The 26250-nt window shown below is 65.1% G+C and carries 16 protein-coding genes; 9 read left to right on the top strand and 7 right to left on the bottom strand.

Annotation, left to right across the window (positions count from 1 at the left end; translation table 11 throughout):
* Positions 1–4: 4 nt before the first annotated feature.
* Both C0541_RS07650 and C0541_RS07645 read left to right on the top strand, forming a co-directional pair.
* Positions 5–841: a class I SAM-dependent methyltransferase gene (locus C0541_RS07650; RefSeq protein WP_161959940.1), complete on the top strand. Its 837-nt coding sequence runs from the start codon at positions 5–7 to the stop codon at positions 839–841.
* 249 nt (positions 842–1090) lie between these two features.
* On the top strand, positions 1091–1582 hold the full coding sequence (locus C0541_RS07645; RefSeq protein WP_115047135.1) for an acyl-CoA thioesterase: 492 nt from the start codon (positions 1091–1093) through the stop codon (positions 1580–1582).
* A 211-nt stretch (positions 1583–1793) separates the two neighbouring features.
* Here C0541_RS07645 and C0541_RS07640 read toward each other — a convergent pair whose 3' ends face one another.
* On the bottom strand, positions 1794–2543 hold the full coding sequence (locus C0541_RS07640) for a C40 family peptidase (protein ID WP_115047133.1): 750 nt from the start codon (positions 2541–2543) through the stop codon (positions 1794–1796).
* Between the two features lie 109 nt (positions 2544–2652).
* Positions 2653–3261, bottom strand: a complete 609-nt coding sequence (locus C0541_RS07635) for a C40 family peptidase (protein WP_193725881.1) — start codon at positions 3259–3261, stop codon at positions 2653–2655.
* A 46-nt stretch (positions 3262–3307) separates the two neighbouring features.
* On the opposite strand from C0541_RS07635, the gene C0541_RS07630 reads away from it, so the two are divergent.
* From C0541_RS07630 to C0541_RS07600, 6 genes are all read left to right on the top strand, one after another.
* Positions 3308–3787: an FKBP-type peptidyl-prolyl cis-trans isomerase gene (locus C0541_RS07630; protein WP_104535809.1), complete on the top strand. Its 480-nt coding sequence runs from the start codon at positions 3308–3310 to the stop codon at positions 3785–3787.
* A gap of 207 nt (positions 3788–3994) precedes the next feature.
* The gene (locus C0541_RS07620; RefSeq protein WP_115047129.1) at positions 3995–5239 is read left to right on the top strand and encodes a DUF418 domain-containing protein; all 1245 of its coding nucleotides are present in this window, start codon (positions 3995–3997) and stop codon (positions 5237–5239) included.
* Between the two features lie 7 nt (positions 5240–5246).
* Positions 5247–6497: an NAD(P)/FAD-dependent oxidoreductase gene (locus C0541_RS07615; protein ID WP_115047127.1), complete on the top strand. Its 1251-nt coding sequence runs from the start codon at positions 5247–5249 to the stop codon at positions 6495–6497.
* Complete coding sequence (gene gorA / locus C0541_RS07610) at positions 6494–7864, top strand: glutathione-disulfide reductase (RefSeq protein WP_115047125.1); 1371 nt, start codon at positions 6494–6496, stop codon at positions 7862–7864. The genes C0541_RS07615 and gorA overlap by 4 nt, the downstream gene beginning before the upstream one ends.
* Positions 7865–8178: 314 nt before the next feature.
* Positions 8179–8586 (top strand): MGMT family protein, encoded by a 408-nt coding sequence (locus C0541_RS07605; RefSeq protein ID WP_115047124.1) that lies wholly within the window; start codon positions 8179–8181, stop codon positions 8584–8586.
* A 40-nt stretch (positions 8587–8626) separates the two neighbouring features.
* Positions 8627–9325, top strand: coding sequence for a rhomboid family intramembrane serine protease (locus tag C0541_RS07600; protein ID WP_115047392.1), 699 nt, complete (start codon positions 8627–8629; stop codon positions 9323–9325).
* 1504 nt (positions 9326–10829) lie between these two features.
* Here C0541_RS07600 and C0541_RS07595 read toward each other — a convergent pair.
* The 3 genes from C0541_RS07595 to C0541_RS07585 all read right to left on the bottom strand — a co-directional run bounded on the left by C0541_RS07595 (position 10830) and on the right by C0541_RS07585 (position 17594).
* A complete protein-coding gene (locus C0541_RS07595; protein WP_115047122.1) occupies positions 10830–12842 on the bottom strand; it encodes a M13 family metallopeptidase in 2013 nt (670 codons plus the stop codon).
* Between the two features lie 169 nt (positions 12843–13011).
* Positions 13012–15111 carry a M13 family metallopeptidase gene (locus C0541_RS07590; RefSeq protein WP_115047119.1) on the bottom strand — a complete coding sequence of 700 codons (2100 nt, stop codon included), beginning with the start codon at positions 15109–15111 and terminating at the stop codon, positions 13012–13014.
* 380 nt (positions 15112–15491) lie between these two features.
* Positions 15492–17594, bottom strand: a complete 2103-nt coding sequence (locus C0541_RS07585; RefSeq protein WP_161959939.1) for a M13 family metallopeptidase — start codon at positions 17592–17594, stop codon at positions 15492–15494.
* A 347-nt stretch (positions 17595–17941) separates the two neighbouring features.
* Between C0541_RS07585 and C0541_RS07580 the strand changes: the two genes are divergently transcribed.
* Entirely contained in the window at positions 17942–19537 is a 1596-nt protein-coding gene (locus tag C0541_RS07580) for a phytoene desaturase family protein (RefSeq protein WP_115047117.1), read from the top strand.
* Between the two features lie 115 nt (positions 19538–19652).
* Here the strand turns inward: C0541_RS07580 and C0541_RS07575 are convergent, their stop codons facing one another.
* Both C0541_RS07575 and C0541_RS07570 read right to left on the bottom strand, forming a co-directional pair.
* A complete protein-coding gene (locus C0541_RS07575; RefSeq protein ID WP_115047115.1) occupies positions 19653–22730 on the bottom strand; it encodes a TonB-dependent receptor in 3078 nt (1025 codons plus the stop codon).
* Between the two features lie 378 nt (positions 22731–23108).
* Positions 23109–26099, bottom strand: a complete 2991-nt coding sequence (locus C0541_RS07570) for a TonB-dependent receptor plug domain-containing protein (RefSeq protein WP_115047113.1) — start codon at positions 26097–26099, stop codon at positions 23109–23111.
* Positions 26100–26250: the final 151 nt, after the last annotated feature.

Genomic DNA, 26250 nt, shown 5'->3' with positions numbered 1-26250 from the left:
ATCGATGACCGTTGGATTTCCCGCGCTGCGCGATCGGCTGCAGCAGTCGTCCGAGCTGGAGAACATCGACGGCGTGTTCGTGCAGCGCGCGTTGGCCGATGATCCGTTCGAGCAGCAGTACCTGGAGATCCGGCGCAAGGAAGGCCGGCTCTATACCGATGCGCAGGTGCGTAGCCTGCCGCGGCCCGGCGGCAAGCTCGGCGCGAGCCTGGAATGGCAGGTGCGCGCACTGTCCAGCGCCTTGCTGGTGCAGCATCTGCAGGCGCGTGCAGGCGAGGGCGCCATTGCCGAACTGGGGTGCGGCAACGGCTGGCTGTCGCAGCTGCTGGCACAATCGCTGCAACGCGATGTCTGCGGTATCGACGTCAATCGCACCGAACTGACCCAGGCCGCACGCGTGTTCTGCCACGACCAGCGCCTGAGTTTCATCGCCGCCGATATCCAGACCGTGACGCTGCCACGCGAGGCCTTTGACGTTATCGTGCTGCCGGCCTGTATCCAGTATTTCGCCGACCCCGCCGCGCTGGTCATCCGCTTGCTCGCCCAACTGCGCGACGGCGGCGAACTGCACATCCTCGACAGCCCGCTGTATGCGGATGCCCAGGCCGCCGATGCAAGCGCGGCGCGCAGCCTGCGCTATTTCACCGAGCTGGGGGTTCCGGCGCTGGCCGCGCACTACCACCAGCACACCTACGCCAGCTTCGACCGTTTTGTAGTGCAGCCACTGTTCGACCCGCGACGCCCGAGTGCGCGTTTGCGGAAGATGTTCAAGTTGAAACAGCCGCATTTTCCCTGGTTGTGTTTCCGCAAGCAGGACAACATCGAAGCAGTACGTGGTTGAGGAAGTGCACCAGCCATGCCGGATGGGGGTTTCAGCAGTTTTGATTGAATCGATTTTTACGCCGTGGAAAGTGTCCGTTGCTGCTCGGCCTGAAAACGCGCTATCCAAGGCGCGATAGAGGCTTTCCACGCGTGCGCCCACTGGGCCGATGGTGATGTTCTTGCTCTGGCGCAGCACCCGGACATCTCTGCGCACCGACAGCGCACCCGCATGGCACACTTCCAGCTCATCCATTGACGAGGGCGGGCGGTGACTGGCCAACAGCGTGATCTGACATTTCGTTTTCTGGCCGAGCCCAGCGACGTCAATTTCGGCGGCAAGGTGCATGGCGGCGTGGTGATGAAGTGGATCGACCAGGTGGGTTTTGCCGCGGCCAGTGGCTGGAGCGGGCATTACTGCGTCACCGTGGCGGTGGGCGGCATTCGCTTCGTGGCGCCGGTGCGGATCGGCGACCTGGTCGCGGTGTCTGCCAAGCTGGTCTACACCGGGCGCACCAGCATGCATTTCGCCATCGATGTGCGCGCACGCAGCCCGATGGGCGGCGACTCGCGGCTATGCACGCATTGCATCATCGTGTTCGTGGCGATGGACCCGGACGGCATCACCCCGGTGGCAGTGCCGTCCTGGCAGCCGGGTACGCCGGAAGACCAGCGCCTGGCCGAATACGCGCTCAAGGTAATGGAGCTGAGCAAGGGCATCGAGGACACCATGGCGCATTACCAGGCCGACACCGCGCGGTAACCTGCAGCGCACGCTGCGCTGCGCCATGCGCGAGGTGCTGCGTGCCGCTGACGTGCGCTGCCTGCCGCGTAGCCCGGCGATGGATGGCACCCGCTGTCATGCAGCGGTCATCGGGGCTGCGGAACGCCGATGCGCAACGACGACGCAACAAAAAGGCCGCGGGATCGCCGCGGCCTCTGTCATGCAATCGACGCAGTCCCCACGCGGTGGGTCAGAGCACCCGACGTGCCTGGATGAACTTTTCGCTCCAGTAGCCGCTGGCCAGCGAATCCACCCGCACGTCCTTGCCGCGGCTGGGCGCGTGCAGGAACTTGCCGTCGCCGACCACCAGGCCTACATGGTCGATGCGGCCGCGCCGGCCGAAGAACACCAGATCGCCTGCCTTGAGCGCGTTGGGGTCCTTGATCAATTCTGCGGACTCGTCGCGTGCGATGTCGCGCGAGACGCGCGGCAGGTCGATGCCCAGTGCGGTCTTGAACACATAGCCGACCAGGCCGCTGCAGTCGAACCCTTCGGTGGACTCGCCGCCCCAGACGTACGGGGTGCCGAGCAGGGCCATGGCGCGTTGCAGGATCACCTGGACACGGCTGTCGGCCACGGCGTTCTGGGCGGCGTTGGCCGCGCTCTGGGACACGTCGTAATTGGCCAGCAGGCGGCTGAGGTCACCGGCGAACATCGCCGAGCGGTCCATCAGCGGAATGGCATCGTTGGCGGCCAGGTGCGGAAGCAGGGCGGCCAGTGTGGCGGTGGCAGCGGCGTCGGCGCGGCTGCGGGTTGCGGCTTTCTCGGCGGCGACGGTGCTGTCCGGCGGGGTCGTCTGCGGAGCGGAGGCGGTGCCGTTGGCGGTCTGGGCCAGGGCGGGAAGGGCTGCGAGCCAAAGGGCGGTGGCGCATAGCAGGCGGAGCGGTTTCCGGGGCGGAAGCGGTGCGGCGCCAGTGATGATCTGTTCGTCGTTCGTCACGCGGGAATCACAATTCTGCTGTCGATGCGGGATGATGCCTTGGTGAACGAATCGTTACGTTCAAAAAAGGTTAAATTTCCGTTTTGTGAAATGTGATGTGCATCACATATCAAGGCAAAACCCGCTTTGAACCTGAATAATGGTCACGCCAGTAGGCGCCATCCAGGAAATCCAGGCGGACGGTACCGCCGGTGGTGGGGGCATGCACGAAGCGGCCCTCACCGACATAGATGCCGACGTGGGTCACGTTGCCACTGGAGCCGAAGAACACCAGATCGCCGGTGGTCAGTTTCTCCTGCGGGATGCGGGGTCCCTGCACCGCGGCCAGGTCACGCGAGGTGCGTGGCAGCGCCAGCGCCAGCACGTCCTTGTAGACATAGGTGACCAATCCGCTGCAGTCGAAGCCGGTCTCCGGCGTATTGCCGCCGAAGCGGTACGGCGTGCCGACCAGGCCCAGCGCACGCATCAGGATGTTGTTGGCGGCGGCCGGGTTGGACGGCGGCACCTGCGGCCAGACCCGCGGTGCCGGTGGCGGGGTGGCGGCCGGTCGGCGGACCGGCGCCTGTGCGCAACCGCCCAGCAGCACGAGCAGGCCCAGCAACGAACTGGCCGCGACGCGGCGGGCGCGGGCGGCGACAACTGGCGTGATATGCATGGAGCCGGGATAATGGGCGGTTCGAAAGGTCGCCATGATGGCGGCGCACCCGGCGGCCGACAAGCCGTCCTCCACCGTCTGCCACCGGGCAGCCTATCCAGAGCCAGGCATGAAGATCGAAAAAGACAGCGTCGTCCGCTTCCACTACACCGTTTCCGAGCTCGGCCAGGAGCCGATCGAGAGCTCCAAGGAGCGTGACCCGTTGGCGATCATGATCGGCCACGGCAACATCATTCCGGGCCTGGAAGCGGCCATGATGGACAAGCAAGCCGGCGACAGCTTCGGCGTGGACGTCAAGGCCACCGAAGCGTACGGCGAATACCGCGAAGGCCTGAGCCAGCGCGTGCCCAAGAAGCACTTCGGCGCCACCAAGCTGGTACCCGGCACCCAGGTGGTGCTGCAGACCAACTTCGGCCCGCGCGCGGTGACGGTGCAGAAGGTCGGCATGAGTGTGGTCGACGTCGACCTCAATCACCCGATGGCGGGCAAGGACCTGCACTTCGACGTGGAGATCATCGAGGTGCGTGAAGCCACCCAGGAAGAGCGCGACCACGGGCACGTGCATGGCGAAGGCGGCCATCACCACTGAGCACAGCCGTTATACGGTCTGTGAGGCGGGCGGACCGCTGCGGGCAATCGCCAGCATCGGCATGCACCGCGTGCTGATGCCGAGTCGCCTGCGCCGGTCGTGTTCGCCCGGCCAGCGTTCGCTGGATGTGTTTTTGCGGCCCGCCCTCCCGGCGGGCTGCTTGCATGGTGCGCGCCGCGATCGCCGCGCCGTGCTGACCGGGCCGCGATGAGCCCGCGCGATCTTCTGCTGCCCGTTGCCACCAGCGAGCGCATGGTGGTGCTGGACGTGCTGCGCGGTTTCGCGCTGCTGGGCATCCTGCTGATGAATATCGAAGCCTTCGTCGGCCCGCTCGATCTGGCGGTCACCGGCGTGGAGCCGCATTGGCACGGTGCCGACCGGATTGCCGATGCGCTGGTGTACCTGTTCGTGCAGGGCAAGTTCTACACACTGTTCTCGCTGCTGTTCGGCATGGGGTTTGCGGTGATGGCGCAGCGCGCCGCGCAGGCCGGGCGCGGGTTGGTCGGCCCGTATCTGCGTCGCACCGTCGGGCTGCTGGTGATCGGGCTGGCGCATGCGCTGCTGCTGTGGTCCGGCGATGTTCTGCTGACCTACGCCTTGCTCGCGGTGTTGCTGCTGGCCACGCGCGCGGTGCCGACGGTGACGCTGCCGTGGCTTGCCGTGCTGGTCTACTGCTGCGCGCCGGGATTGATGCTGCTGTACGGCATCGCGGGCAGCTTGATGCAGCTCGACCCGGTAGCGTCGGTGGAGTGGAAGGCCGCGGTGGCCGATGCGGCGCAGCAGGCGGCAGCCAACGTGCAGGCGCAGCGCGCGGCCTTCGGTAGCGGCAGCTATGCGCAGGCCACGCTGCAGCGCTGGCATGACCTGCAGCAGGCAATGACCGGGCTGAGCATCAATGGCCCGGCGATGCTCGGCATGTTCCTGCTGGGCAGCTGGTTCGTACGCAGTGGCGCGATCGCCGCGCCCGAGCGTTTCCCGCGCCTGTTCCAGGCCCTGCGCTACGGGGTGCTGCCGCTCGGGCTGGGCGTGATGGGGGTGAGCTACGCGCTGGAACCGTGGATCGATCCGGCGCGCCTGGATCTGCGCCTGTCCGGTGCGTTCGCGTTGTCGCTGGTTGCCGGCCCGCTGATGAGCCTGGGCTATGCGGCGTGGGTGGTGCGCCTGGCGCCGCGCCTGCCATGGCTGGCGCCCGCCGGGCGCATGGCGCTGACCAACTACCTGATGCAGTCGTTGGTGTGCACCTGGATCTTCTACGGGTACGGGCTTGGCTATTTCGAGCAGTTGCCACGCGTGTGGCAGCTGCCGTTCGCGCTGGCGCTGTTTGCGCTGCAGGTGGTGCTGAGCCAGCTGTGGCTGCGCCGGTTCCGCTTCGGGCCGATGGAGTGGCTATGGCGCAGCGTGACCTATCTGCGCGTGCCGCCGATGCGTCGCAGCAGTGCGCGCGCGCGGTAGTGCACCGATGAGCGCCGCGCCTGTCGATGTGGTGGTGGTCGGTGCCGGCGCCGTCGGCCTGGCGACTGCGCTGGCGCTGGTCGAGGCGGGGCGGCAGGTGCACGTGCTCGATGCCGGTGCGGTGGGGGCGGCAACCTCGTACGGCAACTGCGGCACCATCACGCCGAGCCATGCGCCGCCGCTGGCAGCGCCGGGCATGATCGCGCAGGCGCTGAAGTGGATGCTGACGCCGGACGCGCCGCTGTATATCCGGCCACGCCTGGATCCGGCGCTGTGGCGTTGGTTGCTGCGGTTTGCGCAGCGTTGCAATGCGCCGCACTGGCAGGCCAGCGCGCAGGCGCGCGCGGCGTTGCTGGGCGATGCGCGACACCGCTTCGACGACTGGGTCGAGCGCTATGCGCTGGACTGCGAGTTCCGCAGCGATGGGCTGGACTACGTGTTCGGCGATGCGCGCCGCTTTGCGCAGTATCGCGCCGAGTGCAGCGTGCTTGCGCAGTGGGGCATCCAGGCCGAGATCATCGAGGGCGCCGACTACCTGCGCCAGGACCCGGCATTTCGCGCGGGCATTGCCGGCGCGATCCATTTCCCCGGCGATGCGCATCTGCTTCCGGAGCGCTACACCGCAGAGCTGGCGAGGGTGCTGCGCGCGCGCGGTGCGGTGATCCAGGCGCAGTGCCGCGTCGATGCGCTGGTGCCGGATGCACGCGGCGCGTGCGTGCACACCGAGCGCGGGCGATTGCAGGCGCGCGAGGTGGTGATCGCCACCGGCCCATGGTCGCCGGTGCTGGCGGCGCAGCTGGGGGTGCGCTTGCCGGTCCAGGCCGGCAAGGGCTATTCGATCACCTATACCGCTCCGGCATTGATGCCGCGTCGCCCGGTGGTGCTGAAGGACCGTTGGGTGTTCGTGGTGCCGTGGCGCGATCGTCTGCGGATCGGCAGCACGATGGAATTCTCCGGGCGCGACACCCGCCTCAACCCCACGCGCCTGGCGGCGCTGGAGCGCGCAGCGGCCGATTATCTGCATGCGCCGGCCGGTCCGGCCGTGATCGAGCGCTGGTATGGATGGCGGCCGATGACCTGGGACGATGTGCCGGTGCTGGGCGCGGTGCCGGGGCGTCCTCACGTCTGGCTCGCAGCCGGGCATGGCATGCTCGGCATCAGCATGAGCACTGCAAGCGGACAACTGATGGCCGACCTGATCACGGGCCGCGCACCTGCGCTGGACCCGCATCCTTACCGGGCGGAGCGCTTCGCATGAGTGCCCGATACGACTACGACGTGGTGATCCTGGGCGGCGGCTCCGGTGGACTGGCCGCTGCGTTTCGCGCGGCCCGGCACGGCGCGCGCGTGGCGATGATGGAGCCGAACGAATTGGGCGGCACCTGCGTCAATCTCGGCTGCGTGCCGAAGAAGGCGATGTGGTTGGCGGCCGATCTGGCCGGCAAGATCGAGCTGGCCGCTGCGCTGGGTTTCGATGTGCCGCGACCGACCCTGGCCTGGCAGGAACTGGTCACCCACCGGCAGGGCTACATCAATAACATCCACGCCAGTTACCGGCGTCGGCTCAACGAAGATGGCGTGGTGATGATTCCGCAGCGCGGCGTGCTGCAGGACCGCCATACCGTCATGGGCGGCGATGGCGTGCCGGTCACCGCCGAGCACATCGTGATCGCCACCGGTGCGCATCCGCTGCGGCCGGACATCGACGGTGCCGAGCACGGCGAGGTGTCCGACGATTTCTTCAATCTCTGTCATGCGCCGGCGCAGGTGGCGATTGTCGGCGGCGGCTACATCGCGGTGGAGATCGCCGGCCTGCTGCAGGCACTGGGCAGCCGCGTGCATCTGTTCGTGCAGGGCGAGCGGCTGCTGGAGCGCTTCGACGCCGAGCTGACCCTGCAACTGGCCGACAACCTGCGGCACCTGGGCGTGCGCCTGCATTTCGGTTTTTCCACCACCGGCCTGGAGCGCGATGCAGAAGGCAAGTTGCGCGTGCATGGCCACCCCGCGCACCCCGGCGAGCAGGGCAACGACGTCTTCGACCAGGTTTTTTTCGCCACCGGCCGACGTGCCAACACGGCGGGGCTGGGTCTGGAAGCGGTTGGCGTGCGCCTGGGCGACAAAGGCGAGGTGCTGGTGGACGAAGGCCAGACCACCAACGTGCCGAACATCCATGCCATCGGCGATGTCGGCGGCAAGGTCGGGCTGACGCCGGTGGCGATCGCCGCCGGACGCAAGCTGATGGACCGCCTGTTCGGCCAGCAGCCGGATGCGCGCATGGACTACGAAGGCGTGCCGAGCGTGGTGTTCTCGCATCCGCCGCTCGGGCAGGTCGGACTGACCGAGGAGCAGGCGCGCGCGCGGCACGGCAGTGCGGTACGCATCTACTGCAGCAACTTTCGTCCGATGTTGCACGCGCTGGCCGACGCGCCGCAGCGCAGCCTGTTCAAGCTGGTCTGCGTGGGCGAGGAAGAGCGCGTGGTCGGCGTGCACCTGCTGGGCGAGAGCGCCGATGAGATGCTGCAGGGTTTCGCGGTGGCGGTGAAGATGGGGGCGACCAAGCGCGACTTCGACGAGACCGTGGCGATCCATCCCACGTCGTCGGAAGAGATCGTGTTGATGCACTGATGCACTGATGCACTATGCATCGAAGCGGCTGTTGTGGCCGGACCAACGAGGGTATCAGTCCCTTGCCTGATGCAGGTACTGACGTCGGCCCCTGCGTTTCCTAACTTGCTGCAGCCCCGCGCAATACCGCACGCTAGTTCTGCACCCGACGTAAGTGCGCTTGACGCAGGCCAGGGTCCTGCGAGCGAACAGATCAAAGCCCCTCTCCCCTCGGGAGAGGGGTTGGGGTGAGGGTCAGACGCATCCGATGCGTCAATCAACTGCCGATCTGCCGTCCACAGCCGGCCATGCCTCATAGCTGGCATCCTTGCGCGATGTCCAAGCCCCGCAACCCAGCGACGCGTCCACCGGCCGGCCCACCTGCGCGCGCCGGCGCCAGCGGCAAGAGGCCCTCCAGCGAACAGGCGCGATTGCGCATCCTCGCGGCGATCCGCGCAATTCCCTCCGGCCAGGTCGCCGGCTATGGCGAGGTCGCGCTGCACGCCGGCCTGCCCGGGCGGGCGCGGCTGGTCGCCCGCGTGCTCAGCGGCAATGACGATCCGCAACTGCCCTGGCACCGGGTGCTGCGCAGCGATGGCCGGATCGCCTTGCCGGACGGTTCGTCCGGCTACCGTGAGCAATGCCGGCGGTTGCGTGCCGAAGGCGTGGCGGTCGAGCAGGGCCGGGTACGCCGCGCCAGTGCCGCGCAGCGGCTGGATGCGGCCGTGTGGGGACCTTCATAAGCCTGACGTTATGATGGCCGGCATTCCGAAGGATGCCGTCATGCCCCAACTGCCGCCCGTCACCAAAGCGTTGTTGATCGCCAATATTGGCTTGTTCCTGCTGCAATGGGCACTGGGTGACCTGGGCGCCGGTGTGCTGCCCTCCGATGCGACGCTGTCGTGGCTGATGCTGTGGCCAATCTCCAACGGCTTCGATGCATTCTCGCCAGGCGCCAGCTTCATGCCATGGCAGTTGCTGACCTATGCGTTCCTGCATGGCGGCTTCAACCATCTGTTCTTCAACATGCTGGCGCTTTTCATGTTCGGCGCGGCGCTGGAGCAGACCTGGGGCCAGAAGCGCTTTCTGACCTACTACCTGGTGTGCGTGGCCGGTGCCGGCGTGTGCCAGTTGCTGATGGCCTGGTTCACCCAGAGCGGGGCGCCGGTGGTGGGGGCGTCGGGCGGTGTGTTCGGCCTGTTGCTGGCCTACGGCATGCTGTTTCCGAATCAGCGGGTGATGCTGCTGTTTCCGCCGATCCCGATGAAGGCACGCACCTTCGTGATCGTGTTCGGTGCGATCGAGCTGTTCCTGGGCGCCACCGGCTGGCAGCCGGGCGTGGCCCACTTCGCGCATCTGGGCGGCATGCTGTTCGGCTGGCTGATGATTCGCTACTGGCGCGGGCAATCGCCGTTTGGTGGCGGTGGCGGCAAGAAGGGCGGCGGCAAGGGACGCAAGCCGCCGCTGCGGGTGGTGCGCTGATATCGGGCAACCCATCGGCTCGATCGTGCAACCCATCGACTTGATCGCGGAACNAAGGGACGCAAGCCGCCGCTGCGGGTGGTGCGCTGATATCGGGCAACCCATCGGCTCGATCGTGCAACCCATCGACTTGATCGCGGAACCCATCGGCTCGTAGGAGCGGACCTGGCCGCGACGTGGGGTGTCGGTAATGCCCCGGTCGCGGCCGGGTCCGCTCCTACGACAGAGCCATGAATGCCGGAGACAAGCGGCAAGGACGCAAGCCGCCGCTGCGGGCGGTGCGCTGATATCGGGCAACCCATCGGCTCGTAGGAGCGGACCTGGCCGCGACGCGGGGTGTCGGTAACGCCCCGGTCGCGGCCGGGTCCGCTCCTACGACAGAGCCATGANATCGGCTCGTAGGAGCGGACCTGGCCGCGACGCGGGGTGTCGGTAACGCCCCGGTCGCGGCCGGGTCCGCTCCTACGACAGAGCCATGAATGCCGGAGACAAGCGGCAAGGGACGCAAGTCGCCGCTGCGGGCGGTGCGCTGATATCGCGCAACCCATCGGCTCGATCGTGCAACCCATCGGCTCGTAGGAGCGGACCTGGCCGCGACGCGGGGTGTCGGTAACGCCCCGGTCGCGGCCGGGTCCGCTCCTACGACAGAGCCATGANATCGGCTCGTAGGAGCGGACCTGGCCGCGACGCGGGGTGTCGGTAACGCCCCGGTCGCGGCCGGGTCCGCTCCTACGACAGAGCCATGAGTGCCGGAGACAAGCGGTAAGGGACGCAAGTCGCCGCTGCGGGCGGTGCGCTGACATCGGGCAACCCATCGGCTCGATCGTGCAACCCATCGACTTGATCGCGGAACTCATCGGCTCGTAGGAGCGGACCTGGCCGCGACGCGGGGTGNATCGGGCAACCCATCGGCTCGATCGTGCAACCCATCGACTTGATCGCGGAACTCATCGGCTCGTAGGAGCGGACCTGGCCGCGACGCGGGGTGTCGGTACCGCCCCGGTCGCGGCCGGGTCCGCTCCTACGACAGATCCATGAGTGCCGGAGACAAGCGGCAAGGGACGCAAGCCGCCGCTGCGGGTGGTGCGCTGACATGTGGCGACCCATCGGCTTGATCGCGCAACCGCATCGGCTCGATTGCGCAACCCATCGGCTCGTAGGAGCGGACCTGGCCGCGACGCGGGGTGCCGGTACCGCCCCGGTCGCGGCCGGGTCCGCTCCTACGACAGATCCATGAGTGCCGGAGACAAGCGGCAAGGACGCAAGCCACCGCTGCGGGTGGTGCGCTGATATCGGGCAACCCATCGGCTTGATCGCGCAACCCATCGGCTCGTCGGAGCGGACCTGGCCGCGACGCGGGGTGCCGGTACCGCCCCGGTCGCGGCCGGGGCCGCTCCTACGACAGAGCGATGAATGCCGGAGGCAAAAAAAGAGCGCGGATTCCGCGCTCTTTTTCATTGCCTGCCACTGCGTGTTGTTTGCCAGTGACGTCCTGGCGCCTGGATCAGCGCCAGATCTTCAATTGCTCGGCGTCCACGCGCTGCATCGGCTGGCCGGCCTTGCAGCTGAAGGCCGCACCGAATTCCGGCAGGTTGGACAGCGGGCCGTTGGTGCGCCACTGGCCCGGGGCGCGGATGTCGGCGCTGGCGCGCTGCACCGCTTCGTTCGGCGACAGCTGCTGGGCCCACAAGCCGGCCCAGGCAGTGAAGAAGGCCTGCTTGTCGGCCTCGGTGGCCGCCGGCTGTGCCTTGCTGAAGGCCTGCCACGCCAGTTCGATACCGGCCAGATCCGCCAGGTTTTCTTCGGCGGTCTGCGCGCCGTTGACCTTGACGTTGGGCACGCCCGGATACGGGTAGGCGCCAAACTGCTCGGCCACCTTGCCGGTCAGCAGGGTCCAGCTGGTCTTTTCGGCCGGGGTCCACCAGCTGCGCAGCTCGCCCTTGGCATCCACCAGCGAGCCCTTGGCGTCGATGGCGCGGGTGATTTCGTGGGCGACCAGCGCGCCGTAAGCGCCGTACTGCGCGGCCGGCGTGCTGCCGGCAGTGAGCACCGGCGGCTGCAGCACGGCAGCGGTGATGATCAGGCGGTTCTGCGCGATGTCGTAGGCCACCGCCGGCTGCTGCGGCAGCACGTCCCAGCGACGGTCGGCGTTGCCCTTGCCGATGCGCTTCATCTCCTCGCGGTGACGCCAGGTCGAGGCGATCAGCATGTTGCCGCCGAAGCTGCCGCGGCCCATCGGCTGCACGGTGTAATCCAGATCGCGACGCGGTGCGCCGACTTCGATCTTCATCGCCGCCAGCTTGGCCTTGGCTTCGGCCACTACCTCACCGTTGCCCCAGCCGGTGCGCTCCAGCGCGGCCAGCTGCGCGTCGCGGACCTGGTCGGCGATGGCTTCGGCCTGGCGGCGCGTGTCGCTGCTCAGGTAGCGCGCCACGTATTCGCGGCCGAGCATCGGGCCGGCAGCCACGTTGATGGCATCGAGCACCTGCTGCCAGCGCTGCGGCGGCAGGGCGTCGCCACGCAGCAGACGGCCGCGGAACTGGTACTCGGCATCGTGGAAGCTCTTGGACAGGTACGGCGCCATCGCATCGCCCACGCGCCAGCGCAGGTAGGCCTTCCACTGGTCCGGCTTGATGCTGACGATCATGCTGTCGAGCTGCTTGAACATGGCCGGGTCGGCCATCGACACCAGGTCGTCCTTGACGCCCTGGGCTTCCAGGAAGTCGGCCAGGCGCAGGTTCTTGTACTGCTTGGTCAGCTCCTTGGTGGCGATCGGGGCGTAGTTGTTGAACGGGTTGTTGATGCCCTGCACCGACTGCGCGCTACGCGCCAGCGCGGTTTCGATCTGCAGCACCGAGGCGGCATCGGCGTCGAGCCTGTCGGCAGCGGTGCCGGTCAGCGCCAGGATCTGCTTGACGTAGGCGCGGTAACGGCCCATCAGCGCCTGGGTGTCGGCATCGGTCCGGGTGTAGAAGGCCGGGTCGGGCAGGCCCATGCCGCCCTGCATGAAGTAGCCGATGTGGCGGTCGAGCGCCTTCAGGTCCACGTCCGGACCGAAGTTGAAGCCGACCGGGATGCCGACCTGGTGCAACGCAGCGATCGAGGCGGGCACATCCTTGGCCTTCTTGATCGCGTCGATGCGCGACAGCAAGGGGGCGATCGGATTGGAGCCGTCCTTTTCCACGGCGGCCTCATCCAGGCCACTGGCCCAGAAGTCGCCGAGCAGCTTCTGCACGTTGCCCTGCGGTGCCTTCATCGAGGCGTCCAGCAGTTCGCGCTGCTGCTGCAAGGCGCGGTCGGACAGCTGGCCCAGCGCAGTCACGGCGCCAGCCTGCGGGACCGGGTTGGCCTTCAGCCAGCCGGCGTTGGCGTAGTCATAGAAATCGGTGCAGGCCGCGGAGACGGCCGGGGCCTTGGGAGCTGCCTTCTTCTTGCGAGCGGCGTCGGCGTCGGGGGCGGACAGCAGCGTGATCAGGCTGAAGCCAAGAGCGAGGGCAAGCGGGCGAATGGTGGGCATCGAGAAGACAGGTGGCCAGAGTAAAGTCGGCGGAGTTTAGCAAGGCTGCGTGCTGTGCAGGCATGTGCCCGCTGCCGTTTGTCTGCGCTCCTGGCCGTTTGCGTGAACGCGACAGGCCCGTGTGTGCGGGCCTGTGCGGTCGGTGGGAGTTGGAAGCGCTTGCAGCCGGTTACCAGATCACCACGCGGTCCTTGTCCGGGCGCACCATCGCATCGCCGGGCTTGCAGGCGAAGGCTTGGGCGAACTGCGGCATGTTGGACGGCGAGGCGTTCGCGCGCAGGTTGTCGGGGGCATGCAGGTTGCTTGCCAGATCGACCAGTTGCTGCTTCTCACGCTTCTGCCCGCGCCAGCTGAGCGCAAACCCCAGGAAAAAGCGTTGATCCGGAGTGTAGCCATCGATGGCGGCTGCCCGCTCGGGATGCGCCCGCAATGCAACCTGTAGCGCGTCGTAGGCGACATTGGTGCCGCCCAGATCGGCGATGTTTTCGCCAAGGGTGAGCTTGCCATTGACGTGCAGGTCGGGGTGGTCGGGCAGTGGAGCGTAGGCATCGAACTGTCGAACCAGGGCATCGGCCCGCTGCTCGAATACCTTGCGATCCTGTGGCGTCCACCAGTTCACGTTGTTGCCCGCACCATCGAACTGGCTGCCCTGGTCGTCGAAGCCGTGCATGGCTTCATGCCCGATCGTTGCACCGATACCGCCATAGTTGAGGGCATCGTCGGCCTTGGGGTCGAAGAACGGTGGCTGCAGGATGCCTGCCGGGAAGTTGATGGAGTTGGCGCTGGGGTCGTAGTAGGCGTTGACGGTCTGCGGGGTCATCGCCCAACGGGTGCGGTCGGTCGGCTTGCCGATCTGGGCGATGTCGTAGCGATAGTTGAATGTGGCCGCCGCCTGCAGATTGCGGTGGTACGCGCCGGGAACGATCTCCAGCCCGGACCAGTCGCGCCAGGTATCGGGGTAGCCGATCTTCGGCTGGAAGGTTTGCCACTTGGCCAGGGCCTTGGCCTTGGTCTGCGCGCTCATCCAGTCGACGTGTTCGATACGCACCTTGAGCGCAGCGCGAATGTTGTCCACCAGCTCGCTGGCGCGCTGCTTGGCTTCGGGGGTGAACATCCTGGCCACATACAGCTGGCCCAGGCCTTCGCCCATGCTGGTATTGACCCTGCGCAGCACGCGCTTCCAGCGGGGTTCCTGTTCCGGTTGCCCGTGCAGCGTTTTGCCGTAGAACGCAAAGTTGTTGTCGGCGAAGGGCTTGCTGAGGTCGCCGGATGCATCGTCGATGGTATGGAAGCGCAGGTAGGCCTGCCATTGCGCGACCGGAGCGCTGGCGAGCTGATGGTCGAACTCTGCGAAGAAGCGCGGATGCGACAGCGAGAAGCCGGATCCTGCGTCCACGCCCTGGGCGGCGAAGAAGCGCGTCCAGGAGAAGTGCGGCGTCAGTTTGTCCGCTTCGGCCAGGCTGACGAAGTGATACTGATTCTGCGGTTGACGTGCCTCGACCCGGCTCAACGTAGCAGCCGCCAGGCGCGTTTCCAGCGCAAGCACGTCGTTGGCTTGCGCACGCGCTGCGTCTTTGACAATGCCGGTGAGTTCGAGCGACTTGGCGATGTAGTCCAGATACGCCGCACGGATGGGCGCGTACTCGGCGGCGCTGTAGTACTCCTTGGTCGGCAGACCCAGGCCGCCCTCGGTGGCGAAGGCAATCTGCATGTCCGCCGTGTGGAAATCGGCGCCGGCGCCGAAGTAGAAGACCTGCGCGTCGCCCTCTGCGTAGCGGCCGGTGATGTAATCGGCGACCTGCCTGCCGGAGGTCAGCGCGGCGATGGCGTCCAGTTGCCGACGGATCGGTTGGTCACCCGCAGCCTCGATCGCGGCTTCGTCCATGCCCGACGCATACAGCATGCCGATCTTGCGGGCCACCGGATCGGCCTGTGCGCCTGCTTGCCTGGCTGCCGTTTCAGCGATGTCGCGCTGCACGAGTTTGCTTTGTTCAGTCAGGATGTCGCTGACGCCCCAACTGGTGCGATCTGCCGGAATCGGGTTGGCCTTGCGCCATTTTTCGTTGACGAAATTGTCCAGGTCCTGGCATGCGCTTGTTGTCGGATCCAGTTCGCCGATGTCCAGCGCCGACTTGGATGGGGCGACGGTCGCGGCAGGCGCCAGCGTGTCCGGCGTCTTCGTGGCGCTGCCGTCGTCGGATGCGCGCTTGCAGCCGGCCAGTGCGATCAGCAGGCTGAGGGCGAGTGTCGAGGTCTTGATGGCTGACATGGCGGAAACGGGCAGGAAGGAGCGCCGAGGATAGGCCGGCGCTGCCGTGCCGGCACGCAGGCGTGAGCTTTGTTGAGACTTGTTTTTGAAGGCGATGAAGGGTGGGTCACCGATGCCCGACCGCATGGCCCGAAAAAGGAACAAGGGTGCGCCGCAGCAGGCCGCCTGAGCGCGTAAATGGCAGGGGGCAGACGCAAAAAGACGCGGCCTGCAGAAGTTGCGCCACCTGCAGCAAGCCGTGTCCGATGCGCGATGCACGTCTTGGATCTGCCACCTGCAGGCGTAGCGCGCGATCTTGGCGGCATCGCGCTCCACTGCCGCAAAACAAAGGGGCGACGATCCCTCGATCGCCGCCCCCGTTGTTTGCAGCTACCGTGCAGTTACCAGATCACCACCTGCTTGTCGCCCTGGCGCACCATCGGATCGCCGGCCTTGCACGAGAACGCGGCGGCAAACGCCGGCATGTTCGACGGGGCGCCGATGGCGCGGAAGTTGGCCGGTGCGTGCGGATCGGTCTTCAGGCGCACCACCAGTTCTTCCGGAGTGAAGTTGCGGCGCCACACCGTGGCCCAGTTGAGGAAGAAGCGCTGGTCACGGGTGATGCCGTCGGTCTTGGGATCGTCCTTGCCGGCGGTGGCGGTCTTCATCGCGTCGTAGGCGGTGTTGAGGCCGCCCAGGTCGGCGATGTTTTCGCCCAGGGTCAGGTCGCCCTTGACCTTGTCGCCGGCCGGGGTGCGGTAGCCGTCGAACTGCGCGACCAGCTTGCCGGTACGCGCCTTGAACGCGTCCAGGTCCTTCTGCGTCCACCAGCCCGGATCGGCGATGAAGTTGCCGTCGGCACCGAAGCGGCTGCCTTGGTCGTCGTAGCCGTGGGTCATCTCATGCCCGATCACCGCACCGATGCCGCCGTAGTTCATTTCCTCCGGCGCATTCGGGTCGAAGAAAGGCGGCTGCAGGATCGCGGCCGGGAACACGATCTCGTTCTGCAGCGGGTTGTAGTAGGCGTTGACCGTCTGCGGGCTCATGCCCCATTCGGTCTTGTCCACCGGCTTGCCGATCTTGGACAGGTTCCACTTGTAGTTGTATTCGGCCGCGGCCATCACGTTGCCCAGGTAGCTGTCGCGGCTGGTGCTCAAGCCGTTCCACTCGCGCCACTTTTCCGGGTAGCCGATCTTGGGCGTGAAGCTTTCCCACTTGGCGATCGCCTTGGTCTTGGTCTCCGGGCTCATCCAGTCCAGCTTTTCGATGCGGGCCTTCAGCGCGGTGCGCAGGTTGGTCACCAGGGTTTCCATCTTGGCCTTGGAATCGGCCGGGAACGCGACCTTGACGTACATCTGGCCCAGCGCTTCGCCGGTCTGGCCGTTGATGGTGGCCAGCACGCGCTTCCAGCGCGGCTTGATCTGCTTCTGCCCGCGCAGGGTCTGGTTGTAGAACGCGAAGTTCTCATCGACGAACGGCTGGCTGAGGAACGGCGAGGCGCCATCGACGGTGTGGAAGCGCAGGTAGGCGCGCCAGATCGCCGGATCGGTGTCGGCGATCATCTTGCTCACTTCCTGGTGGAAGGCCGGGATCGCCAGCGAGAACATCGCCGGAGTGGGGATGCCCTGCGACTTGAAGAACTCCGTCCACGACCAGTTGGGGGTCAGCTTGTCGGCATCGGCCGGCGAGATCGGGTTGTAGGCCAGCGACGCATCGCGCGACATCTGGGTGCTGGTCTTGGAGACCTTGGCCAGACGGGTCTCGAACGCGACCACCTGCTTGGCCTGCGCGGCGGCATCGGCCGCGGCCACGCCGGACAGTTCCAGCACCTTGGCCACGTGGGCCTGGTAGGCCTCCAGCTTGGCCTTGTTGGCGGCGCTGGTGTAGTACTCCGGATCTGGCAGGCCCAGGCCGCCCTGCATCGCGTAGGCGATGTTCTGGCTGGACTGCTTGAAGTCCGCCTCGGCGCCGAAGCTGAACAGCTCGTTGTTGCCCTTGGCCGCGCTGCTGCGCAGATAGTCGACCAGCTTGGCCTGGTCGCTGATGGCGTCGATCGCGGCCAGTTCCGGCTTCAGCGGCGCGATGCCCTGGGCATTGATCTTGGCCTCGTCCATGCCGGTGGACCACAGGTCGCCGACGATCTTTTCCACGCCGGTGGCGCTGGTGTCGGCCGCCGCCTGTTCGACCAGCTGCTGCTGGATCGCATTGGAGCGCTCGTCGAGCATCTCGAACGCGCCCCAGCTGGTGCGATCGCCCGGCACCGGGTTGGCGGCCAGGAACTTGGCGTTGGCGTAGGCGTTCAGGTCGGTGCAGGCGTTGCCGGTGGGGTCCAGATCGGCGGCGGTGAACTGGTTCACGGCCGGCAGTTTGCTCTGGTCCAGGGTCAGCGTCTTGGGAGCCGCCGGGACGCTTGCGGCGGTGTTGGCCGCGGGCGCGGCCGGCGCGGCGTCTTCGGATTTCTTGCAACCGCTCAGCGCGGCGGCCACGGCCAGGGACAGGGTCAACAAATGAGGTGTACGAATCACAAAGGGCTCCAGGAGCAGATGTGGGAAGCCCCGTCGCCGGAGCTGTGGCCGGCACTCTACGCTTCGCCAGCCGGATGGCATGGTGTCGAAGGTCATGGGTGCAGCGTGTGTAGGTGAACCGGCCTGACGTTGTCCGGATGGGCGGCAGTCCTGCGCAGGACACCCGGCGCAGTGGCAATCCGACGTTTGCGAGTCCTGCGCGCTGTGGCTTCGGACCCCGTTCTTGGTCTCCTGGCCTGACCGTCGATTTCTATAGCCGGACAGCCATCTTGATGGCCGCGAAAGCCCAATGGTCCGGCTGTGCAAGCAGTGCTATATACAAGCGCATGTCTACCGCTTCCGAACCGTTGGATGCCCTGATTATCGGCGCGGGCCACAATGGGCTGGTCTGCGCCGCCTACCTGGCCAAGGCCGGCAAGCGGGTGCTGGTGCTGGAAGCGCGCGACGTTGTTGGCGGCGCAGCGGTCACCGAAGAATTCCATCCGGGGTTTCGCAACTCGGTGGCAGCGTACACGGTGTCGTTGCTGCAACCCAAGGTCATCGCCGATCTTGACCTGGAGCGACATGGCCTGCGCGTGGTGGCGCGCCGCCTCAACAACTTCCTGCCGCTGCCCAATGGCGAGTACCTGCTGGCCGGCGCAGGGCGCACGGCTCTGGAAGTCGGCAAATTCTCCGCACGTGATGCCGCTGCGCTGCCTGCCTACGAAGCGCGTCTGGAGCAACTGGCCGATGTCTTGCGTGCGCTGGCATTGCAGCCGCCGCCCGATGTCACCGATGCTGGATGGCTGCGCGCGTTGCCGCAGCTATGGCGCGCGGGCAAGCTGGGGCTGCAGCTGCAGGAGCTACCGCTCGCGTTGCGGCAGGAGTTGCTCGACCTGTTCACGATTTCGGCTGCCGAGTATCTGGATCGCTGGTTCGAAAGCGCGCCGATCAAGGCGCTATTCGGCTTCGACGGCATCGTCGGCAATTACGCCAGCCCCTACACGCCTGGCACCGCCTACGTGTTGTTGCATCACGTGTTCGGGCAAAGCAATGGCGTCAAGGGCGCCTGGGGACACGCCATCGGCGGCATGGGTGCGATCACCCAGGCGATGGCTGCCAGTGCGCGCGACTCTGGCGTGACGATTCGTACCGGCTGTGCGGTGGAGCGCGTGCTGGTGGAGCAGGGGCGTGCGGTCGGTGTCATCACCGTTCAAGGAGAGACGCTGCGTGCGCGTGCAGTAGTGGCCAATGTCAATCCGAAGCTGCTGTATCAGCGTTTGATGCAGCCAGACGATGTCCCCACGGCGACACGTGAACGCATGGCGCATTACCGCTGCGGATCGGGCACGTTCCGTATGAATGTCGCGCTCTCGCGGCTGCCGGATTTCACCGCCTTGCCCGGCACGGGCGATCATCTGACTGCCGGGATCATCCTGGCGCCGAGCCTGGATTACATGGATCGTGCCTGGCAGGACGCGCGCGCTTCGGGATGGTCACGCGAGCCGGTGGTCGAGTTGCTGATTCCCAGCACGCTGGACGACACGCTGGCACCGCCCGGTCAACACGTGGCCAGCCTGTTCTGCCAGCACGTGGCGCCGCAGCTGCCGGATGGCCGGCATTGGGACGATCATCGTGAGGAAGTTGCCGAGTTGATGATTGCGATGGTCGAGCGCTACGCACCCGGATTCGCGGCCTCGATACTGGGCCGGCAGATCCTCAGCCCGCTCGATCTGGAACGCATCTTCGGGCTGATCGGCGGTGACATCTTCCACGGCGCCCTCAGCCTCAACCAACTCTTCAGCGCACGCCCGATGCTGGGGCAGGGCGCCTATCGCGGTGCGATTCCCGGGCTGTATCTATGCGGGTCCGGCACGCATCCCGGTGGCGGGGTGACCGGAGCGCCTGGGCATAATGCGGCGCGGGTGATGTTGGGTAGCTGATGCTGCCAGCGGTGGCAGCCCAAAAAAAGGCCCCGGAAAGACCGGGGCCAGAGGCAGTACGTCTGCAGGGTGAAGGTGAGTGAACCCACCTTCGCCTTTGCACGCGATCAAACAATCAGAAATCGTAGGACGCAGTCAGACGCATGTAGCGCGGCTGGTTGTAGCTCCAGGCTTCGGTGCCAAGCCCATACGTGTTGGACACGGTTCGGCGAGTGACTTCATTGGTGCTGGAGACGCGATTGACCGAACGGTCATTCAGTACATTGAACACATTCAGCGACAACGCCAACTTGTGATCGGCGAAGCCTGGACGATACGTGACGCCTAGATCGAGATTTTTGATCCATGGAGTCTCGCCAGCGCCGCCCGCAGATACAGGTTGACCGTAGCAGTAGTGATACGAAGAACCATAACCGACCGGATCGTAATTCACCGCTGCAGCGTCAGGGCCGGCGTAATAACCCAGGCATGACTTCGGTGTGCCCGACATCACCCTGACCGTGGCAGATGCCAGCCATTCTGGAGTGAATTGGTAGGCGCCGAACGCCTTCAACTGATGGCGACGATCGTTGGCCAGATTGCCACCGGCGTAGTACATCAGCTGGGCTGCGTCCCAATCCTGGGTTTTGGAAATGTCTGCTTGCCCAAGATCCGACTTCACCTGTCCTTCGGTGTTGCCGTACAGGTGCGACCAGGTGTAGTCGACACGGCCATACCACTTTTCATCGAAGGGATGCTCGATGAATAGATCCACGGCAACGTAGTTGCGCTTGGCCTTGTCGGTGAAGCCCCAATCGGACTGCGACATCCGCAGCTGGGTGTAGCCAGAGCCATCGTTGTTGGCAAGGTTGTAGGTATTGGTTTCGCCAGGATTGAACATTACGCAACCAGGAATGGCCACGCTACTCGGGTCGCCGCCAGCTGCTTCCAACGTATCGGACATGCGTCCTGGATCGCAGACATCGTCGATCGCGGTCTGCAATTTACGGTAGGTGACTTTGGCGCCTGAATTCCACTTCTCGCCAAGCGTCTTTTCGAAGCCGATCAGGAACTCGTCTTGATACTGCGACTTCAGATCGCTTGGCGCGAACGAGTTCGGATCCGGGGCTTGACCATATTCGCCATTGGAGGAGACCGGGCCGGGGCCAAGTGCAGCCAGTCCGGTCGGTTCGCCGTTGGCGTCGATCCCGGTGTAAGTGAAATATTCGTTCGTGAACGTCGAGGCCGATGCCCCGCGAATGGCGACCTGATTGGGCAGCGCCAGATAGTAGCGACCGACATTGGCGAACAACTTGAAGGAGGAGTCGCCAAAGACATCCCAGCTCACCCCGACGCGCGGAGCCCACTGGTCACCACTATCTACGTAAGCCACATGATCGCTGTTGTAGTTGGTGAACTTGTCGTTGCGGATACCCAGCGTGAGGAGCCAGTTATCGTTGACCTGCCACCGATCTTCCAAGTAGTAGGCCTTTTGCTCGACGGCCATGCTGGTGACTGTGGTCAAGATACGGCGGTTCACGAAGTAGCCATTACCTCCGGAGGGGCCGACGCCCAGAGCACCATTGATGGGTTCGCTGGGATCGTCCTGCCTGCCGTAGATCCAGCGATACCCTGGACCACTGGTAAACACGCCTTCGTCGTAAGCATTGAAGTACATATTATCCACGCCGGCGGTCAAATCATGATCGCCCAGGCGATAGTTCAGCTCCAGGCGCAGATTGCGGCTCTTATTGATCGGGTCTGCCGCCTTGACCGTCGTGGTGGCCTGCCCGTTGGTGATGCGCCGACCTCCGGTGATTGCGGGGTCCTGTAGAGTCGAACTGGCGATGTTGGGCAATGCCGATGCGCCGGGATTGAACTGTTGGTTGTGCTGAGTATCGCGTCCCCACGTTGCATTGAGGGTCAGGTCGTCTGTGATGTAACTGGTGAACTTGACGATATCGACACTGTCTTTGAGCTTGTACGTATCCGTGAACAAGCCAGAAGGGCCCTGATCCGTAAGTGTTGCGTAGTCATAGTTGTTGTATACGCCAGAACGTCGGTCGTTATTTTCGATGCGCGTATATTCTAAAATATTGCTGTCATTGATATTCCAGTCCAGTTTGCCGTAGAACTTCGGCGAACTGTTCTCGTAATGGTTACGTCCCTGATCTTTCGCGGCCGTCGCGATATTGGTGGTCGCGCCATCCACTTTGTCGGATTCGCCAGCCACGAACAGGAACAAGCGATCTTCGATCAGGGGACCACCTGCGTAGGCGCTATAGACCGTTCTATTCTGCACATCGCCTTTGCCGCGACGGTAAATCGTCCCTGGCAGTTGATCATCTTCATATCCATAGTCGGCCGGAAGCGTGCTATTCGGATACCAGGCATCGCCACGCGAACTCGCCAGCGACTTGGGTTCCCACACCGCCTGCGCTCCGAAATGCCATTCGTTGGTGCCGCGCTTGCCCACCTGGCTGATGACGCCGCCGGTCGAGCGGCCGTATTTTGCGCTGTAACCGCCTGTATAGGTTTCCTGCTGGTCGATGGCGCCATAAGGTAGGCTGAGCCCGCCTAGGTTATTGAAAGGGTTGGTGACGTTAACGCCGTTGATGTAATAAGCGTTTTCCGTCACACCCGCGCCGCCAAAGGAGATGGTGGAGCGCGACCCGTTGTTGAAAGCACCACTTCCGGAGATGGCACCCGGCGCCAACAACGCAATCGCTTCGGCACTACGGCCCAGCGGCAGGGTTGCCAGCTGTTCGGAGGTGATCACCGAGCGCGAGCTGGTGGAGCTGACGTCGATCTTCGGTGCATTGGCGGCGGTGACGGTGATTGCCCCTAGCGTGGTCGCATCGGCGTTACCGCCAGAGGCAGCTGCGCCAGCAAACGACACCTCGGTGCCGGATCCGACGCGCAACTGCACGTTGTTGCGGGTGTCGACGACCTGATCGCCACGCTTCAAGGTGACGGTGTAGGCGCCGACCGGCAGCGAGCCGAGGTTGTAACGGCCATTGGCGTCGATGGTGATCGTGCGGCTGAGGCCGGTGTCGCTCTGCACAACGATGGTGCTGCCCGCTTCCGAAGGAGCGCTACCGTAGATGCTGCCGGTCGTGCTCTGTGCGTAGACTGCACCGTTGGCGAGACAGGCGCCGAGCACGACTGCCAGGGCAGTGCGCTTGAGGGCGTGGCGACGAAATTGATTGCTCATTCCTAACCTTTCAACTGGGTATCGGGAGAAGTGGCGGTCATCGGACAGTCAGATGGCCTTAACCCGAACGTAATGAATCTGTGGCCCCGGTCGCAAGCGCTTTGAATGATTCGTTAATGAAAAGGGTGAGATCCGCATCGAATGTGCGGATCTGCGCACAAATCCCGGCCCTGCAAATGAGTCCGCACGTTGCATGCACAGCTATTCATTTTTCGCATGCAGCGCAACGCGGCATGAACTTGCGCCGGGATTGCCGAGCGCTACGGTGAGGCTCCATCCATCGCGGATCGCCGAGCCTGCCGGGCTGGTTTCATCTGACACGTGATCCAAAAAAAGACCCCGTCGAGCGGGGTCTTTTCGATGCAGCGTCAACAGGCCTCAGAACCGGACTGTCGTGCCCAGGTAGAAGAACCGCCCGACGTTGTCGTACAGCGCAGAGGTGAAGTCCGAGCCAAAGTAGTTACGCGGCGGATCCTTGTCGAAGGCATTGTCGATGCCCAGGTAGACGTCGATCTTCGAGCCGGGGAACTGATAGCCGAACTGGAAGTTGTGGTAGGTGTACGAGCCGTTCTTGATCGGGCTGGCCGAGCCCGGATTGCTGTTGTAGCTCTCCGGCGTCACGCGCAGGTTGCCGTCCACATAGTTCATGTCCCACGAGGCACGCCATTCGTTCCAGTTGTACTTGGTCTGGAACTGCGCGCGCCAGCGCGGGTCGGTCACGTAGGTCACGTACTCGTCGTATTCGGCCGGGAAGTCCTGGAACACCCATTCGCGCGACTGGATCAGGCGCGTACCGACCAGGCGCAGCACTGTGTTGCCTTCGCCGAGCTGGAAGCGGTAATCCATTTCCAGATCCACGCCCACACGCCGCGAGCGTGACAGGTTTTCATTGAGCGCCTGCCAGCCGATGATGCTGTGCTCGGGATAGATGCGGCCCTGCGGGTCGGTGAATCCGCCCAGCGGGGCGCGCTGCACGAAGCCGCAGAAGCTGTTGTCGATGCCGCCGGGATTGTCCACGCAGCGCGTGGCATTGGTCTCTGCGGTCACCGTGCCGATCGCGTCCTGCAGGTCGATGCGCCAGTAGTCGATCGACATGCCGAAGCCTTCGAAGAACTCCGGTTGCCACACCAGGCCATAGGACAGGCTGCGCGCGCGCTCCGGCTTCAGCTCCGGGTTGCCGCCGCTGACGCCGGGGCGGGTGGAGGTGAAGGTATCGATCCAGCCCACCGGCACGCCCAGCGCACTGCAATTGGCCTGGCGCAATGCCACGTCGCCGGCGGTACCGGGGCGATTGGAATTGGTCGGCAGGTAGTTGCAGGGATCGTTGATGGTCGCGAAGTTTTCGCTCTGCGAGTCGTACAGCTCACCGATGCTGGGCGCGCGCACTGCCTGTGCCACGGTGCCGCGCAGACGCAGCGACGGGATGATGGTCCAGTCCAGGCCCACGTTCCAGGTCTTGGTCGAGCCGATGCTGTCGTAGTCCGAATAGCGGCCTGCCACGTCCAGTGCCAACCGGTCCACGCCGGGCAGGCCGGCGAGCAATGGAATGGTGCTCTCGACGAAGATTTCCTTGACGGTGTACTCGCCACCGCTATTGGGGATGGCATTGAGGAAGGTCGCGCCCGAGGCCGCCAGCGGATCGGTGATCTCTTCGCTCTGCTCCTTGCGGTACTCCACGCCGCCGGCAAAGCCGATGTCGCCGGCCGGCAGCGACAGCAGGTTGCTGTTGGCCACCGAGGCGCTGAACACGGTCTGCTGGATCTTGGCCTGCGAGCGCGCGGTGGTGTTGAACCACGCCGCTGCTTCCGGGGTCACCGCGCCGTTGCCGAACACACTAAACGGCACGCAGCCTTCGCGTGCCAGCGCCGAATAGACGCGGTTGGTGTTCGGATTGATCGCGTTCGGATCCAGCGTGGTGCGGCAGACGATATTGCCGCTGGCATCGCGCGCGGCGTCGATACCGGCCTGCCAGCGCTCGTTGATGCGGTTGTTGAGGTTCAGGCGGTCGACGGTGGTCTTGCCGTAGTTGGCAGACACGTCGTAGCTCCAGTTGTCGGTGAAGTTGCCTTCGGCACCGAGCACTGCGCGATAGGTCTTGCGTTCGATGTTCTCGCCGCGACGGCCGGCATCGACGTTGAAGCGGTTCATCAGGATCTGCGTGGCACCGCGCGAATCCATCAGCGCACCGAGTTCGGGGCTGACATACGGATTCTGGCGACGCACGCGCAGCGAACTGTCGAAGGCCGGCTGGCCGAAGAATTCCGAATCGGTTTCGCTGTACTTGCCTTCGAAGAACAGGCGATGGTTCTCGCTGACCTCGAAGTTGATCATGGTATTGACGCTCTTGCGATCGAAGCCGGGCTGCAGGTCGGCGACCGCATTCAGATCAACGAAATCGCAATTCACGCACGAGGTGTTGCTGACCACCGTGCCGTTGTAGCGGTTGCGGCGGAAGCTGCCGTCCTGGTTGAACAGGTAGCGGTTGCCATAGCTGGCCGGGTTGCGGAAATCGAAGGTGCCCAGGTTGAAGGTGCCGCCGTAGGACGTGGAATGATTGCCGCCCGGGCCGCTGAGCACGTTCTGCGGATTGCGCTCGCTCGGCGGTTGGCTCGGATCGAACCCCGGGTTAGGAACCGACACCAGATACTCGCGGCCGATGGCGCGGTTGCCGCGGCCGAAGCGGTCCTGCTTGCTGTACTCGCCCGAGATCGCGATGTTGCCGCGGCCTTCGGCAAAGTCGGTGCCGGCGGAAAAGCTGGCAAACGAGCGGTTGTAGTTGCCCTCATTGGCCAGGCCGGTCTGCGCGCGCGTCTCGAACCCGGTGAAGTTCTTCTTGAGGATGAAGTTGACCACGCCGGCCACCGCGTCGGCGCCGTACACGGCCGAGGCGCCACCGGTGATGACTTCCACGCGTTCGACCCATTCCACCGGAATCGTGTTGACGTCCACCGCGGTCGAGCCCGGGCTCGAACCCACGTGGCGGCGGCCGTTGACCAGGACCAGGGTGCGGTCCACGCCCATGCCACGCAGGTCGAGCAGGCCCAGCCCGGCAGTGCCGATGAAGCGGGTGGAGTTGCCCAGCGTGTAGCTCGGTGCAAGCGCGGGCATGCGCGCCATCAGGTCGCTGATGGTGGTCGCACCGGTGGCGCGGATTTCCTCGGCACTGATCGCGGTGACCGGCGAGGGCGTGACAAAGCCGGTACGCGCAATACGCGAGCCGGTGACGGTGACCTTGTCCAGGTCGGTGGTGCCGGGCGCGACTCCGCTTTCCGACTGTGCGGCGGCATGGCCGGCAGACGCGGCCAGCACGGCAAACAACGCGGTGCTCAAACGATGACGCTGGGTGTGTTGCGGAAGACGGCTCGACATGACCTTGCGGATTCCTCGCTGGGATTTTTGCGAAACAGCTGTGCTCGCTGAGCGCTGGCTGAACTGGATTCCGCACGTAACAATTACTTAATCATGTGTCTACATTTGTTAAATATGTCGCGACCCGACACATGCGCGCGTCTTCGGTGCG

Source organism: Xanthomonas arboricola (genome assembly GCF_003353015.1).
Classification (GTDB): Bacteria; Pseudomonadota; Gammaproteobacteria; order Xanthomonadales; family Xanthomonadaceae; genus Xanthomonas; species Xanthomonas arboricola_E.
This window is presented reverse-complemented; position numbering and strand designations above follow the sequence as displayed.

Excerpts from the sequence above, each read along its gene's own strand:
- C0541_RS07650 (WP_161959940.1), top strand. The coding sequence starts at position 5 with ATGACCGTTGGATTTCCCGCGCTGCGCGATCGGCTGCAGCAGTCGTCC.
- C0541_RS07630 (WP_104535809.1), top strand. The coding sequence starts at position 3,308 with ATGAAGATCGAAAAAGACAGCGTCGTCCGCTTCCACTACACCGTTTCC.
- C0541_RS07620 (WP_115047129.1), top strand. The coding sequence starts at position 3,995 with ATGAGCCCGCGCGATCTTCTGCTGCCCGTTGCCACCAGCGAGCGCATG.
- C0541_RS07615 (WP_115047127.1), top strand. The coding sequence starts at position 5,247 with ATGAGCGCCGCGCCTGTCGATGTGGTGGTGGTCGGTGCCGGCGCCGTC.
- gorA (WP_115047125.1), top strand. The coding sequence starts at position 6,494 with ATGAGTGCCCGATACGACTACGACGTGGTGATCCTGGGCGGCGGCTCC.
- C0541_RS07605 (WP_115047124.1), top strand. The coding sequence starts at position 8,179 with ATGTCCAAGCCCCGCAACCCAGCGACGCGTCCACCGGCCGGCCCACCT.
- C0541_RS07600 (WP_115047392.1), top strand. The coding sequence starts at position 8,627 with ATGCCCCAACTGCCGCCCGTCACCAAAGCGTTGTTGATCGCCAATATT.
- C0541_RS07595 (WP_115047122.1), bottom strand. The coding sequence starts at position 12,842 with ATGCCCACCATTCGCCCGCTTGCCCTCGCTCTTGGCTTCAGCCTGATC.
- C0541_RS07590 (WP_115047119.1), bottom strand. The coding sequence starts at position 15,111 with ATGTCAGCCATCAAGACCTCGACACTCGCCCTCAGCCTGCTGATCGCA.
- C0541_RS07580 (WP_115047117.1), top strand. The coding sequence starts at position 17,942 with ATGTCTACCGCTTCCGAACCGTTGGATGCCCTGATTATCGGCGCGGGC.
- C0541_RS07575 (WP_115047115.1), bottom strand. The coding sequence starts at position 22,730 with ATGAGCAATCAATTTCGTCGCCACGCCCTCAAGCGCACTGCCCTGGCA.
- C0541_RS07570 (WP_115047113.1), bottom strand. The coding sequence starts at position 26,099 with ATGTCGAGCCGTCTTCCGCAACACACCCAGCGTCATCGTTTGAGCACC.